Source organism: Paenibacillus sp. MER 180 (assembly GCF_023713665.1).
GTDB classification, from domain to species: domain Bacteria; phylum Bacillota; class Bacilli; order Paenibacillales; family Paenibacillaceae; genus Paenibacillus_B; species Paenibacillus_B suaedae.
On the sequence record NZ_JAMAVT010000004.1, the window covers coordinates 275,200 to 289,022 of the forward strand.

10 protein-coding genes are annotated in these 13,823 nt (G+C 48.0%); 1 reads left to right on the top strand and 9 read right to left on the bottom strand.

The genetic code is table 11. From position 1 onward, the window contains the following. Positions 1-210: 210 nt before the first annotated feature. The 8 genes from M3661_RS08565 to M3661_RS08600 form a co-directional block, all read right to left on the bottom strand. Positions 211-399 carry a hypothetical protein gene (locus M3661_RS08565; RefSeq protein WP_021254005.1) on the bottom strand — a complete coding sequence of 63 codons (189 nt, stop codon included), beginning with the start codon at positions 397-399 and terminating at the stop codon, positions 211-213. Positions 400-538: 139 nt separating this feature from the next. After that, positions 539-1,153, bottom strand: coding sequence for a 3D domain-containing protein (locus M3661_RS30705; RefSeq protein WP_397376506.1), 615 nt, complete (start codon positions 1,151-1,153; stop codon positions 539-541). Between the two features lie 321 nt (positions 1,154-1,474). Continuing rightward, positions 1,475-2,092 (bottom strand): PadR family transcriptional regulator, encoded by a 618-nt coding sequence (locus M3661_RS08575; RefSeq protein ID WP_251483721.1) that lies wholly within the window; start codon positions 2,090-2,092, stop codon positions 1,475-1,477. Continuing rightward, positions 2,089-3,621: an MDR family MFS transporter gene (locus M3661_RS08580; RefSeq protein WP_251483723.1), complete on the bottom strand. Its 1,533-nt coding sequence runs from the start codon at positions 3,619-3,621 to the stop codon at positions 2,089-2,091. The genes M3661_RS08575 and M3661_RS08580 overlap by 4 nt, the downstream gene beginning before the upstream one ends. 172 nt (positions 3,622-3,793) lie before the next feature. Further along, a complete protein-coding gene (locus tag M3661_RS08585; RefSeq protein WP_251483725.1) occupies positions 3,794-7,732 on the bottom strand; it encodes an SdrD B-like domain-containing protein in 3,939 nt (1,312 codons plus the stop codon). A 285-nt stretch (positions 7,733-8,017) separates the two neighbouring features. Next, positions 8,018-8,887, bottom strand: a complete 870-nt coding sequence (sdaAA, locus tag M3661_RS08590) for an L-serine ammonia-lyase, iron-sulfur-dependent, subunit alpha (protein ID WP_065292287.1) — start codon at positions 8,885-8,887, stop codon at positions 8,018-8,020. Further along, a complete protein-coding gene (gene sdaAB / locus M3661_RS08595) occupies positions 8,872-9,579 on the bottom strand; it encodes an L-serine ammonia-lyase, iron-sulfur-dependent subunit beta (protein WP_251483727.1) in 708 nt (235 codons plus the stop codon). The genes sdaAA and sdaAB overlap by 16 nt, the downstream gene beginning before the upstream one ends. Positions 9,580-9,648: 69 nt before the next feature. Further along, positions 9,649-10,710, bottom strand: coding sequence for a PTS sugar transporter subunit IIC (locus M3661_RS08600; protein WP_065292289.1), 1,062 nt, complete (start codon positions 10,708-10,710; stop codon positions 9,649-9,651). 611 nt (positions 10,711-11,321) lie between these two features. On the opposite strand from M3661_RS08600, the gene M3661_RS08605 reads away from it, so the two are divergent. Continuing rightward, positions 11,322-11,996: a helix-turn-helix transcriptional regulator gene (locus M3661_RS08605; RefSeq protein WP_251483729.1), complete on the top strand. Its 675-nt coding sequence runs from the start codon at positions 11,322-11,324 to the stop codon at positions 11,994-11,996. Positions 11,997-12,169: 173 nt separating this feature from the next. Here the strand turns inward: M3661_RS08605 and M3661_RS08610 are convergent, their stop codons facing one another. Further along, the gene (locus M3661_RS08610; protein ID WP_251483731.1) at positions 12,170-13,642 is read right to left on the bottom strand and encodes an ammonium transporter; all 1,473 of its coding nucleotides are present in this window, start codon (positions 13,640-13,642) and stop codon (positions 12,170-12,172) included. Between the last annotated feature and the right edge of the window lie 181 nt (positions 13,643-13,823).

Here is a 13,823-nt window from a genome sequence, read left to right on the forward strand (position 1 = left end):
TTCATTATGTAGTAATTGTAAGAGAAATCATGTCCATCTACCAGCGACGGAGGAAGGAAGTTTGTCTCAGTCTCGAGACCGAGGAACTGGAAATGAATTACTATCGCATTTTTCACTTCCGCAATGAAATGAAAATGGCTGCCCAAGCAAGGGCAGCCATTCGTTACGATGCCTGGCTGAGTCTATAACTCGCCACTGCATCTTGTTGTATTATTGTTGTTGATCAGCTTCCTGCACTTTTTGCACGATGCCTTTTTCTGTTCCTTTTACAGCACCTGCTGTAGGAGCAACCTCTTGGCCAAACTCAATGTCAGCAGCGTTGCTTTGGGCTGCAAACTCACCAGAAGTGTACTTCGCATTAGCAGGCTGCATGCGGTTCGCTTTGTTGTTCTTCGGCATTTCCATTCACCTCCTGCATCGCCGCGCTTAGGCGGGTCAAATTCAGAAACTTGCGTTCCTACAGGAGATATTATGCTTAGCGCAGCACTCGATTATTCGAATGCACACCCCTAGCGCTCATCATGAAACAAAGCCCCAATTAGAGCATGGACTCCGGAATCCCTTTATTTTTAAAGACAGCTGCATTCAAATCGTCCAGCATTTGTTCCGATACTTTTCCATTACCGCGTTTAATAAGCTTGACTTCCACTTCTTTCTTGCCCCACTGTCCGTATACTTGCTTCGTTGTATGGAAGAATAGATCAAGCTTCTTGCCCTTAATTTTGGCACCAATATCCGTTACAATCCCATATCCATATCCCGGAATATAGAGGATGCTTCCTAATGGAAATACGGATAAATCCGCTGCGATCGTGGACACATAGTCTCGACGCACTTTAACACCGGAATAAGTAATCCCGTACTCTGGATGCCCCGGCTCCTTGCCAGTTGATTCAGCTCCTGCCGTATAGCCAGTAGCAACAACCTTTACCGAACGAATGATGCGCTCCTGTTGTGGAGCAAGCTCAGCAGCCGTGAATGTCAATTTGGCCGCTGCAACCGCAACATGTGGACGTTCCTGCTCTTCCTTCACCTTCTGCTTTACTGTCGGCAAAGGCTGCACATACACGAGCGGCAGTGCTTCAGTTGTGGCGTTCGAGATCCAGGTCAATTTCTGCGTTTGCTGCACCTGTGAGGAAGCATGGGTGGACAACGTTGCTTGTGTTAACGCCCCTTGTTGATATGCACCCGTCTCTGTCGTCCACGCTTGGACAGACATTGGAGCTATAAGCATACCCGCTGCTACACATAGCATCGCTCCTGCAATACCTAACGACAACCTTGTGAATACGATAGCGCGCTTATCCGATCTCGATGTCATGTTTCCCTTCCGTTCCGAACTTGTAGTCGATATTGTAAACATATGGTTACCCCTCCCTTAGTGGGAAGGATGTCCTGCTCATTTCGCTTTTATTCATATTCAACAAAAAAAGAACATCCCCGACATTCCGAGACGTTCTTTCGACAACTTCCATTAATGCAGCTTCTGTACTGGCAAGGGTTCGCCTTTACTGCCTAATTTGCCAGCCAGCGCATCCTCATGAAGGCTTTTCAGCCAATTCAATTCCGTTACTGTATATTTATAGCCTCCATACAGCATATGAAGCACGGAACGAGGGGCATATGAAATATGCTCTTCATACAGGGCCCACATTCGTTCTGCTTCCTGCTCATAGAAAGAAATGCGATTCTGAATAATCTCCATAACTATTGCCTGATCCGCATACTTGACAAAGGACAGGGCCGCATAAAAGGGATGATTCAAATGCGGCATTTTCTTCATCTCTTCAATGAGCAGTTCTTCGAGCTCTTGCTTCCCCTTCTCTGTAATGCGATAGATCGTCTTATCCGGGCGAGAACCACCGCTAACGAATTCAGCCTTTTCTATAAATTCGCCTTTGTTTAACTGGTCAATGGCATAATACAGCGACCCGTATTGAATTTTCATATAATTATGCATTTCGCGTTCTTTCATAGCCTGACTCATCTCATAAGGATGGCGATCTTGCTCCATAAGCAAACCAAGTATGGCCAGCTTCATCGACATGTCTTCCACCTCTTCCTTCATGAAACGACAGCCATTCGCAATCACGCAGGTTCTCCACCTTGCTCTGCGGCTGCCGCACTCCCATGAGAGTGTTTAGACATCATTGTAACACGTCCCATAAGCAAAATGAACAAAAGGGAAAGCACCGCGATCGGAATGGACCACGCATAAACATGGGCAATGGAATCAGACAGCACACGGGTCAACTGTTTCAAAATTGGTTTCGGAATGGATGAACGCACTTGATCCTGCAGCAGTACCTGCGGATTGCCAAGCTGCTCCACGAGCCTTGGATCAGTCAGCACATCGCCGAAGCGATCACGTAAATAAGAGGTCTGAATACTCCCTAATATACTGATTCCGAGCGTATTGCCAAGTGTTTGGAAGAACCGCACTAGCGAATTGACTGTGCCCCGCTGCTGATAATCCACCTTATGCTGTGCCGCGATCGAGGTAACGGGGAAGGAGGCACCTATCCCCAAGCCCATCATAATCATATATACAACCATCGTAGACATGGAGGTGTCAGGCGTTACCTGTGATAAAAGCACAACAGACAGCAGCAGCAATGTTCCCGAGATGAGCATAATATTGCGAAACGAGATCTTTCTAAGCAGAAATCCTGCTGTAACGGTGCTGCATACGAGTGCCAGCATCATTGGCGTCAGTACTGTACTGGCATTCGTTGCGGATCCGCCCACAACTCCTTGAATGAATAACGGAATGAAAGTCGCTCCTGCCATCAACAGCATTCCAATTAGCAGCCCTGCCCCCATGCTCGCGGTAAACAGCTTACTCTTGAACAAACCAAGCGGGACGACTGGCTCTGCCACCTTCATCTCAACAATGATAAATAGAACAAGCATAAGGAGTGCCCCTGTAAATAGCGAGATGATCGTTAGGGAAGACCAGGCATAATCCTTGCCCCCCATCTCCAACCCGAACATGAAGCACAAGATTGCAGCAACCAGCATGAATGTTCCCAGCCAATCAATCCGCTTCTTATTGAAGCGGAGTGTCTCCTGATAGCCAAGCATAACAAGTAGAAAAGCAATCAATCCTAACGGAAGATTCACGTAGAAAATCCAACGCCAGTGCAGATGGTCGGAGAAAAAAGCTCCAGCCATGGGCCCAAACACACTGGAAAGGCCAAATACTGCCCCGAACATCCCTGTCATCTTAGCTCGTTTTCCCTCTGGGAATATATCGAACAGAATCGTAAATACAACGGGCATAAGCGCACCGCCGCCAATACCTTGAATCGCACGATACCAAATTAATTCCTGCATCGAACCTGCCATTCCACATAGTACCGAGCCTACCATGAATACGATGATCCCGAGCGCAAAGAATCGCTTGCGTCCGTACATATCAGATAACTTGCCGAACAACGGCATACACGCCACGCTTGCAATCAGATAAGCCGAGAACAACCATACATACTGTTCGAAGCCGCCAAGCTTCGCAACAATCGTCGGCACGGCTGTCGATAGTATCGTCTGATCCAGCGACACAATCAACAGCCCGAGCAGAAGACCAATAACCGTTATGCGAGCACGAGAAGAAGAACCCACCCTTACCACCTCTATATTCAAATTTGAATAACACGACCATAAACTCATTATATTCAAATTTGAATATAAAGCAACTTTTTTTATCGCATGATTTTGAAAATTTGTACGCATGTTTGGCGTCAATGCACAAACAAAAGCCGTCAAGGAGCTTTACTCCTCGACGGCTGATTCGTTAACGATCTGCTGCCCCTCTTTTGCTTAATCTCCACATGATGATAGCAGCGACGCACAAGAACATACCGATGATTGGTTCAATCGGCGATTGCTCACCAGTCTGAGGCAAGACGATCGGGCGGTTCGGCTGCCGATCAACGTCCTGCTTTCCACCCAAATCGGTACCGTCCGCTTCATCCTCATTCGTTCCTTCAGCTGGCTCTTTATCAGTACCTTGACCCTTATCTGGCTTCGTATCGCTATCCGGCTCAGTCGCTTCGCCTGGTTTGGGATTCGTATCGCCATCTGGATTCCCAGGTTTGGTTTCTACGATTGTACCTGGAATCGTCGGCCGTTCCTGATCGCCCGGTTTGCCTGGCTCTACAGGCGTTCCAGGATTTGTAGAACCGCCACCTCCAGGATCAGTAGATCCGCCCGTTCCCGGTTCTGGATCTGGATTGACCGTTCTTACAATAAGTCCCGCATCAATCGTTAGATCCCGTGGTCGTTCCGCCGTAAGTACGATGTTGTCTGACCAGCCATTCAGATCCGCATCAGAATCGAGTGCGCGATCATCTCCCTGATACCGTTTCGTGAACGAATACCCCTCTGGGGCAATGAATCGAATCTTATAAGTACTGAGATCCAAATCATTAAATAAGTAGTAACCAGACTGATACACGTAATCGGTCACGGCAGGATCGTAGACCGATCCCGTGACAGTCGGATCATAGACCGAATTTGTCACCGAGCTGTAATACACGGAATGAGTGACAGTCGTAGTCAGCTTCTCATTATTGTGGTTATATAATTCGACCACAACCCCATTTAATCCAGTACCATTCTCATCTTGAATCCCATTGCCGTTCGTGTCGATCCATACATATTTGCCGATGGCTCCCTTGCCCGGAATAGATGGAATATCCTTCTTAATTAGACCTGCGTCAATGTTATGGTTTTTGCCGCCCTGCTCCAGTGTAATGATGTCTGTTCTGCCTTCCACATTCGCCTTGGAGTTCTTCCCTGGATTCGTTATTGCATCTTTCACCGTAAATGCATCATAACCTTCCGGCAAGTGGAACGTAACGTAGTATTTGCCCGCATCCAAGCCAGTAAACAGATAGTATCCGGGCTGCCCTTCGTGATTATTGCCGGTTACAGTGCTTTGTATTACCTTGCCGTCACTCTCGCGATGCAAGTCGACGCGAACGCCGTTAACACCATGATCCGGTGCTTCATCCTGAATCCCATTGCCATTTTCATCGTACCAGACGTAATCCCCAATCTCTCCCTTTGGATCGCCCTTTATCTTAATGCCGACCTTGAGCGGCTCTGCCGGGAGCATAGCCTTATCGCTAATGACCGGAGTCGCGGTGTATCCGAAGGAATTCCATGCGATCTGATCATCGCTTGCAGGCGTATCAACAGGCGCACGCATTGTCCATGTCAATTCCTTGGATTGGCCAGGAGCCAGTATGACATCACCAGCGAATTCGAACTTTAAGGCTCGCACCTTCGATATATCTTGCGGAGGCTCTTTATCCCAGTTGCCGCCTGTCATCGATATCTCTTCATCGACGCTGTAATATACCGTTACACCGTTCGGAGGCGATATCGGCTCCTTCAGAATCGGGGTCCACTTGCTGCCTCGCGACGATTTGTCGATGACCCCGTGATCACCGATATGCGGAAGGGCATCTACGATCAAAAGGTTTTTGACGCCAATTGATCCCCGGTTCGTTACAGAGATCTTATACTTAAGTTCTCCGCCTGGCGCAACATTTCCGATATTTGGATACTTAGACCATTGCCCGTTATCCAAATCCCCTTGAACCCATTTTTCGGAGATCAAGCTATCGATGCCGTTCACATCAATTTTATCTCCGTTGTATACATACCACTTGCCGTTCTCTTGCTTATAACGCTGGTTCTTGAAGTTGGTCAACCCGTTAATATAGTTGTGCCGTTCTGATGTGACCTCAACTTCATTGTAAACTTCGCCCGTCGGGGTATCCGGCTTCACTCTCGCTTCGAAGGTAAAGGTGAGCGCTTCGCCCTTCTGCAGCGTCAAGGAGTTGCTGCCTTCTGTACCCCACGCCCATGTAATCGGCGTACGCCCTTGCTGATCCTTCTTGGCTTCTGAGAACGCAGGAGCAGGCACCTGCTTGCCGTTAAGCGGCCCCAGCTTCAAGCTGTCCGGCACATATTCCAATTCTTTCGGCAGCAGATCCGTTACAACCGGGTCGCGAAACAGAACATCAATTGGACTGGCATTGGTTACAACGATCCTATAAGTAACCGTACCTCCTGGGGAAGTACTTTTTCCACTCACAACCGATTTATCCACTTCCAGCAGCGGACGCTTATCCACCGCCAATACCTTAACCCCCGTCAAATACTCGGTCTTCTCGCCATTGAAGCTGTATTCCATGCTTGCATAGTTAATTGTTTGTTTCCACTGCTTCGGATGCTGCTTGGCTTCTTCGTTCGTAGGAAGGCCGTTATTTTTGTCCAGATAGGTAAAGTCATCGTTCGGGTACTTTTCTGTCAGTCGAGGGAAATCGCCATACTTATAATCATCATGTTTGACACTATCATAAGAGGTCAATTGGTAACGAAGTTCTAAAACATCATGCGGACGGAACGCAACGGGTACATCTCCCAAAACAAGGCGAATGCCTTGAATGTCAGCGTTCAGATCTGCTGCCAACAGCTTGTGTTGTGACTTGAATTTTAATTCCTTCCAGAGTTTCCAGTCACTCTCATCAGGTGTGCTTTTCGACGTGTACTGAATTTCGTACTCATCTTTATCTGCACCGTCAAAGGCTGGAATGCGGATATACTGCAATTTCATGCCCTTCGGCGTCATATCTGTCATGACGGCTTTATCCAGAGGGACATTGGCAGCATTCCCTACTCCGCCAATATAAAAGCTGACTTCCTGGCCTTCCGACAATTCCTTCTCCTGACCGCTCCAGATTTGCTTGTATATCCATATTCCTCCGCCAGGCTGCTTGATAAAGTCGTGTTCCGCCTTCGCAGTCAGTTCCTTGGACGCATCTCCCAGAGGCTCATAAGATGCTTTGGCCGTATTCACCACCGCTTTTGTGTTGCCGGTGCTCGGATCAATCACCTTGTCTTTAGGATACAGAACCGTAACAAGTATGCTTTTGGAACGATCCGTTATTTTCTCCTTATTAAGCTCCTTCGCATCAATCTTCCATGCCAGTGTCTGACCCTGTATGGAATCAGGCGCGGGGGCTGCCTTGGAGAATTCGGCTTCAGGCGGCAGAACGTCGGTAATCACTACATGGTCAATGTTGAGATTGCCGTCTTTGTCTGCCGGATTCTTGTTATCCTTCAGCGTAATTTCGTAGACGACTTCCGTTCCTGGCTGCGGCTTCACACCTTCAACAGGTACGATTCGCTCCTTCGTAAGAACCCAATCCGCAGATGCCTTCCCTGTAACTGTTACAGGGTTCGATTCAACCTGCAAGCTTCCGGAATGGTGGATGAATGTTGCCGTTGCCGTTCCGGCAGTCCCGTCAGGCGTTGTGTGGTTAGGGAAATGTGCCTTCACCTGCAGTTTTCCCGTCGCGCCGGATGGGGTAGGATTTTTGAATGTAAACGTTACCTTATCCACGCCGCCCACATTCTCATGTTTGCTTACGACATGTTCAGATCCCTGCACTTCCTCGAATACGATGCCCTCAGGCAAGGGAAGCACAATTTCCGCATCGGAATAGTCCTCTGTCGTGCTGGATAGACTGTAATCAATTGTGTAGGTAAAGGTTGCTCCTGTGAGCACAGTGTCCTTACTGCTGCTTAATCGCAATTGAATTCCTTGTGAGTCGTTACCATCTGCGTTCGCATGCGCCGTAACAGGCAGGAGCACTATGTTCAAGATGAGCAGCAGCGCCCATATCGACGCCTGCGCCCTTCTTAGTGTCCTCCTCAAATCGTTCCCTCTCCTTTCCGTAAATAAATTTGAGCCGTTTGTTTGGGAATTTTACCCACACGAACGACTTCCTTCCTATCCTAATCGATGGCGCTGAACAAATTCTGAATGAAAGTTGGAAGCAATCTTAAGCGACGATATGCAATGATAGGGGAACTGAACTAAAATGCGAAGACAGAAAAAAAGCAGGCGATTGCCTGCCTTTGCCTTACATGAACGTAACGTTGAACTCCATCTCATGGCATATAAGCCAAACAAGTGTCCAGGGGAACTTTGGCGTTCGCGTTATTGGCCCAGCACGAGTTGTTCCAGCTTGCGGCCAGTCGGCGTGTTGGCCAGACCGCCTTCGGCAGTTTCGCGGAAGGAGCTTGGCATGGAACGTCCAACTTCATACATGGCCATAATTACCTCATCGGCCGGTATTCTGCTCTTGATGCCGGCTAAAGCCATATCCGCGGCTACGACCGCCGATGAAGCACCGACACCGTTACGTTTCACGCAAGGAACTTCTACAAGTCCTGCAACCGGGTCGCATACTAATCCCAGCATATTCTTGAGTGCAATCGCCATCGCTTCTGCCGATTGCTGCGGCGTTCCGCCTGCCATTTCCACGACTGCCGCAGCAGCCATTCCCGTTGCGGACCCAACCTCCGCTTGGCAGCCGCCAGCCGCTCCCGCGATGAACGCATTGTTCGCAATAACAAATCCAAAGGCTCCTGCCGTAAATAGGAATTCGAGCATTTGCTTCCGCGTAGGGTTCAGCTTCTCCTTGACGGCGAACAAAACCCCTGGAACAACACCCGCCGAACCTGCGGTCGGATTGGCGCAGATAATGCCCATGGCCGCATTTACTTCGTTGGTTGCAATGGCCTTGCTGACTGCGTCAAGAACGAGAGATCCAGCTAAGGCATTGCCGCTGGCAATATATTGATGAAGGAGGAGGGCATCCCCTCCGGTTAAGCCCGAGAGAGACCGGACTCCTTTTAGGCCTTTTTCGATGGCCTGCTCCATCACAGTCAGATTGGCATCCATCGCCTGCATGATTTCTTCTTCCGTCTGCTGCCGAAGCGCTACTTCTCTCTCCAGCATCACGCGGGATATTTTACATTGCTTTTCTTCGGCCAACCGGACAAGCTCGGCTACGCTATGGAACATGATTGTCCTCCTTCCGCGCTCGTGCGCTGGTAGGTTTGCACTTGCCATATTTCTTTAATATGAGGGAGCGAATGCATGCGATTGATTACAGTCACATCAACCGCTTGGTCAAGTTCAATGGCCATCAAGGCGCTCTCGCCTTTACCTGAACGGGACACTTCCATATATCCGATATTAATATGATGCTGCGCAAGCAGCGAGGCTACATTCGCCACGGCACCCTGCTTATCCTCATGCAGAACCAGCATGGCGGGAGTCTTGCCGGCTGGGTTTGGATTCAATTGTTTGACTTCGCGGATTTCCATGCTGCCTCCACCGATTGAAATGCCGACAACTTCGATCCCGCCGCGCTTGTCCCGCAACGTAAGACGTGCCGTATTCGGATGTTCGCCCTCCTCCTCTGATGTCACGAAAGTAATGCGAACGCCCTGCTCTTCTGCGATGCTGAGGGCATTCGGAATTCGCTCGTCTGACGTGTCAAAATCCAGGATTCCGCTTACGATTGCCATATCTGTCCCATGCCCTTTGTACGTTTTCGCAAATGAACCGTATAAGGTAACCGTGACGGATTCTGGCAGCCGTCCGAACAGATTGCGGGCTGCGCGTCCAATTCGGTTGGCTCCTGCCGTATGTGAGCTGGATGGGCCGATCATGATAGGGCCGATAATATCAAATACAGATGTGAACGGCATAATAATCCTCCTCTTACACAGAATTGATGAATGATTGATGCCACTAACTTCGTTATATCTTGTTCTGGTTTACGCCACTTCAGTGCCCGCTGCGGCTGTAGGCTTAGGAGCAGGCACGGTTCCGCGAATCTCACCTACCGTGCGGATCTTATAGTTTTTGAAAATCCGTGAGCCGATTAAACCTGCCGTGATGCCGCAAAGGGCGCATAAGGCTGCCGCAATTGTTACCGTAAGCGGATCGTTGAAGCCGTACATGACCATGAGTCCCGCAATTGGGGTTGCCGTACCTGTCGCATTATTCGTTAGATTGAACAAAGCCACGACGACCCCAGCCATCGCTCCTCCCAGAAAGTTGGTTACATATACCGGAATCGGATTGGCTGATATGATGTCTGCTTGCGTTAATGGTTCAATCGCCACCGCAATCGTGTCTTTGCGGTCACCAAACTTCATACGATGGAAAAAGACAAAGTTCATAAAGGACGAACCCATGACGGACAAGGCTCCGATGGCCATCGGCAAGCCCGTAAGTCCCAGCATGGCAGTAAGTGCCATCGAGCTGAGCGGTGCGGTTGCCACGACGGTTATGACTCCACCAAGCACGATACCCATCACGATTGGATTATCATTAGCTGCCGTCGTAATGATGCCGCCAATATTAAGCAGTGTCGCATTGACTACTGGTGTTGCTATGTTAGCTACAAATCTAACGAGCGGTGCAGCAACGATGATGCAGACGATGAGATCAAGTCCATCCGGGACTTTCTTCTCGATTAGCTTGACGAGGAATGATACGAGATAACCGGCAATGAAGCCAGGCAGCAATCCTGTTCCCGCACAAGCTGCCCCCAGCAGCAGAGCATAGACGGGGGAAACGCCCATTGCAAGCGCTACCAGTGCAGCTGCGGCCACACCGCCCATACTGCCGGATGCGAGCCCAACCTCCTTGGCAAGACTGAAGCCGAACAAATCGCCACCTACATAACTTTGAAATGCTTCTACCAAAAAACTGGCAACTGCCGCATTTGCTAGCGCTCCCATTGCCTTCATGCCGTTAGGCGCTTTGAAGCTGAAAAGGGAGAACAGGGACAATACGAGCAATAGTAGGGCTGTACCGATTACGATGTCCATACGTGAAGATCCTCCTTCATGGGTACAAAGTGTAGTAACCGCTTACAAAACATTAAAAGTGCATTTATACCGCTACATGATTGATTGAAAATACATTCTATATAAATGATTAATAGTTAATGAACTCAAAAATATTTGAGTCCATTAACTTTAACTTGATTGTATCAACTTTTCTTTATTTACACAATTCTTTTATACATATTTTCGGAAATTGCCGCAATTTACCTTTATTAAGCAGTTTGCTATGACTAATAATTCAAGAAATACGGAAACAAAAGGAAAAGGAAAACGCTTTACTATCTTAGTCAGCGCGGCACGTCCCCCTATTTAATATCGTAACAAAGATACAACTCATATCGAATGTCTAACGGATTATTTTGGAAAATACAATGAATCAGGGATTGATTGAGGTTGAAGTTCGCGTTATGATAATAGTAATTTATCATTACTAATAGTTGATATAATCAAATCTAGTTTATTTTATCAACTTTTTTTGATTATAAGATTGTCCAGAGCGTCATTATTATGTTGTATCAAGCAATATAATATTTCTCGAATGACAAAGAAATCTTCTGGTCAAATTCGGGTTGTCTAGGGAAGGACTTGATGCAATGAATACAAGATTTACAGAGCGAGATCATTTAATTTTGGAATCCTACGATGCAGTAGTAGAGGGATTAGCCAATTATTTGGGGCCTGCTTCGGAAATTGTTCTTCATAGTTTGGAAGATTATCAGCATTCGGTTGTCAAAATCGCAAATGGGCATCATACAGGCAGGGAACTGGGAGCGCCTATCACCAATATTGCTTTGCAAATGCTGCAAGAAATTGAACAATCCAATGGAAAGCAGTCGCTCAGCTATTTTACGAGAAGCAAGAATAATCGCCAGATGAAGTCCAGCACGATCGCGATTCGGGGTGATAGCGGCAAGATTATCGGCCTGCTTTGCATCAACATGAATATTGACGAATCTTTTGCTGATGTACTGCAAACCTTCCTGCCGCAACCGGATATGGAAGCAAGGGGGCAGTCCGAGCATTTTGCTTCATCCGTGGAGGATATGATTCAAGAAACGATTGAACGAACGATTGAAGAGGTTGATGCTTCTCCGGACATCTCTTATGCGAACCGAAACAAGCATATTATCGGACTGCTGCATGAACGAGGCGTATTCAACCTAAGGGATGCGGTCACTCTTGTGGCAAATGCGCTGAAAATCACAAAACATACGGTTTATCTACATTTGCGCAATAATGCTTCCAAAGGTGAAAAAGCAACGAAATAGAAGCAGAAAGAACGCTGAACACAGCAGGATTAGCGACCGGGTTCTCAAAATGAGCCTGGTCGCTGTTTTTTGTGGGCAAACACCTGTTGTAAGGATAGCCCCCTTCAGGGGAGATTCTTTAAGCTTCCTCACCACGTTCAACAGAGTTTTATTCGCACTCAGTCCCCTTTAGATCAAGAGATTCTTTCATTCAATCCTTCGGAATACTGCTTAGCGCTTTCCTCATCTGACTCCGTTCTGAGCGATTCTTGCATATCTTGATCAACATGTTCAAAATGTTCAGGATAGCCATACTCGCCATGTTCACTTAAATCCAAGCCGATACGCTCTTGCTCCGCATTGACACGCAAGCCAAACAACCGTTTCCCTGCATACAACAGCACGTAAGAAGAGACAAATGCAAATCCGCCCGCCGCTAGAATCCCATAGGCTTGCACCCATAACTGATGCAGACTGCCTGTATCCAGCCAGCCTCCTTGGCCTACACCAACCTTCTCCGCCAATGCCGAAGTGGCTAATATCCCATTGGACAGCGTGCCCCATACCCCTGCTACCCCATGTACCGACAAGGCTGAGACTGGGTCATCAACTCGCAGACGATCGAACCAGAGCGCACTGTAGTACACTAGAATACCAGCCGCCAAACCAATTACGATGGCCGCCCAAGGCTCCACGAATGCACACGAAGCTGTGATCGCAACCAAGCCCGCCAGCATTCCATTCAAGAGGGTAGGCACATCTGCCTTGCCGCTGCGCAGCCAACTAATAGCAAGCGCCGCAACAGCCCCCGCTGCAGCTCCAAGCTGTGTGTTCATGGCGACATATCCAAAAAATCCATCACCGATCGACAACGTACTTCCTGCATTAAAACCGAACCACCCCACCCACAGCAGAAGCACACCGAGCGTTATATATACTTGGTTATGACCTTTTATTTTCTTGGACGAACCGTCTGAATCGTATTTGTTCATGCGCGGCTTCAAAAGCAATGTCGCAGCCAGCGCAGCCATAGCCCCTGTTAAATGCACAACCGTAGAACCGGCAAAATCCTGCTTCCCATGCATCGCAAGCCAGCCACCTCCCCATATCCAGTGAGCAACCACTGGGTAAATCAATGCCGTGAACAGAATCGCAAACCAAATGTAAGCGGACAATCGCGCGCGCTCGGCAAATCCACCCCACACGATCGAGAGTGACACAGCAGCAAAGGCTAATTGGAAGGTAAAAAATACGGAAGGTGGTAACCCTGTAGAGGAAGCTGGAGTAAAGAAGAAATCACCCCAACCAATAAACGAATTGCCATTCATACCAAAAATCAAGCCATAGCCGACTGCCCAAAATACAAGAGAGCCAAGCCCAACCGTAATGACCGTTTTTGCGGCAATATGACCTGCGTTCTTCATTCGTGCAGACCCTGCTTCCAGCAGGATGAATCCCGCTTGCATAAGCAGCACCAGTATAGCCGACAGCATTACCCACAGTGCGTTCAGACCAGATTCCAGTGATTGCACAGAAGCCTCCCCCGCGGCACTGACAGCATCCGGAAATAGGCTAAAACATGCAAATCCAGCACCAAGCACACCAGTCGCCGAAGCAAAACGTCTGCTCCTACTCCGATTAAGGCTCTTGTCTCTGTTCATCCTCATTTTCTCTACACTCCTCGCTATTTATATGTTAGATTTTATTACACAAAATCTTGTTGTTAGAGGAATTATATAAAGGTAAATTGTGCAAATCAATGGGTTATGTTATAAAATGCATGAAATGCGTCAAGTTATACAAATTGAATGTAATATAACCTAACATAATATTCATGAAGATAGTGAT

Bases quoted from the DNA above. Each gene is read 5' to 3' on its own strand.
- M3661_RS08565 (WP_021254005.1), bottom strand. From the start codon at position 399: ATGCCGAAGAACAACAAAGCGAACCGCATGCAGCCTGCTAATGCGAAG.
- sdaAA (WP_065292287.1), bottom strand. From the start codon at position 8,887: ATGTTCCATAGCGTAGCCGAGCTTGTCCGGTTGGCCGAAGAAAAGCAA.
- sdaAB (WP_251483727.1), bottom strand. From the start codon at position 9,579: ATGCCGTTCACATCTGTATTTGATATTATCGGCCCTATCATGATCGGC.
- M3661_RS08600 (WP_065292289.1), bottom strand. From the start codon at position 10,710: ATGGACATCGTAATCGGTACAGCCCTACTATTGCTCGTATTGTCCCTG.
- M3661_RS08605 (WP_251483729.1), top strand. From the start codon at position 11,322: ATGAATACAAGATTTACAGAGCGAGATCATTTAATTTTGGAATCCTAC.
- M3661_RS08610 (WP_251483731.1), bottom strand. From the start codon at position 13,642: ATGAGGATGAACAGAGACAAGAGCCTTAATCGGAGTAGGAGCAGACGT.